General features: G+C 60.2%; 1 protein-coding gene. It reads left to right on the forward strand.

Translation table 11 applies throughout. The annotated features are described in order from the left end of the window. On the forward strand, window positions 1-1203 hold a 1203-nt coding region (locus AWB74_RS44590), incomplete at its 5' end, for a sulfatase-like hydrolase/transferase (RefSeq protein WP_061152807.1). Window positions 1204-1328 lie beyond the last annotated feature (125 nt).

The raw sequence follows: 1328 nt of genomic DNA on the forward strand, positions 1-1328 counted from the left end.
AAGCCGCTGGGTTATGCCACCGGGCAGTTCGGCAAGAATCATCTGGGCGACAAGGATGAATTCCTGCCGACCATGCATGGCTTCGACGAGTTCTTCGGCAATCTCTATCACCTGAATGCGGAAGAGGAGCCCGAGGACTCCGATTATCCGAAGGACCCTGCGTTCAGGAAGCGCTTCGGTCCGAGAGGCGTGCTGCACTGTCGCTCCGATGGCAAGGGCGGTCAGAGCATCGAGGACACCGGCGCGCTGACCAGAAAGCGCATGGAAACGATCGACGATGAAACGACGACGCTCGCGTGCGCATTCATCGACAAGGCGCACAAGGAGAGCAAGCCGTTCTTCGTCTGGTACAACACGACGGCCATGCACTTCCGCACGCACTGCGCGGAGAAGCACAAGGGCAAGAGCGGACAGGGCGACTATAACGACGTCATGGTGGCGCACGACGAGAACATCGGCAAGATGCTGGCGAAGCTCGATGAACTGGGCATCGCCGACGATACCCTCGTCATGTACTCGACGGATAACGGCCCGCACTTCAATAGCTGGCCGGACGCGGGCATCACGCCATTCCGTTCCGAGAAGAATACGAATTGGGAAGGCGGCTGGCGCGTGCCCGCATTCGTTCGCTGGCCGGGGAAATTTCCCGCGGGCACGGTTCTCAACGGCATCGTCACGCATCAGGACTGGATGACGACCTTGCTCGCCGCGGCGGGCGAGCCGGACGTCAAAGAAAAGTTGCTCAAGGGACATAAAGCCGGCGATAAAACCTACAAGGTTCATCTGGACGGCTTCAACATGCTTCCCTATCTGATGGGAGAAGTGAAGGACAGCCCGCGCGATTCGTTCTTCTATATCAGCGACGACGGCGATGTCATGGCCATCCGCGTGCGTGACTGGAAAATGGTATTGCTGGAGCAGCGCGCCAAGCAGTTGGCGTGCTGGGCTGAGCCGTTCGTCCGGCTGCGGATTCCGAAGATGTTCAATCTTCGGCGCGATCCGTTCGAGCGTGCGGACGAGAGCTCGAACACCTACTACGACTGGATGATTTCCCACGCCTACCTGATCTACGCGATGCAGGCGGTCGTGGCATCGCAGCTCGAGGGCTTCAAGGCGTTTCCGCCGCGTCAGAAACCTGCATCGTTCAACCTCGACGCCGTGCTTCGGCAACTCGACGATGCAGGCGGCGGCGCGCATCATTGAGCGGGCATAAGAGTCGCTGAAGGGCATCGATCCTGGGCCCCGGCTGATACAGCCGGGCGTTCCGCGCTGCGAGGAGGTGTCAAGTGACTGCAGAGCATGACCGGCTCGATGAAGCCCGACGCGGC

This window comes from Caballeronia arvi, from assembly GCF_001544695.2.
Taxonomy (GTDB): Bacteria; Pseudomonadota; Gammaproteobacteria; order Burkholderiales; family Burkholderiaceae; genus Caballeronia; species Caballeronia arvi.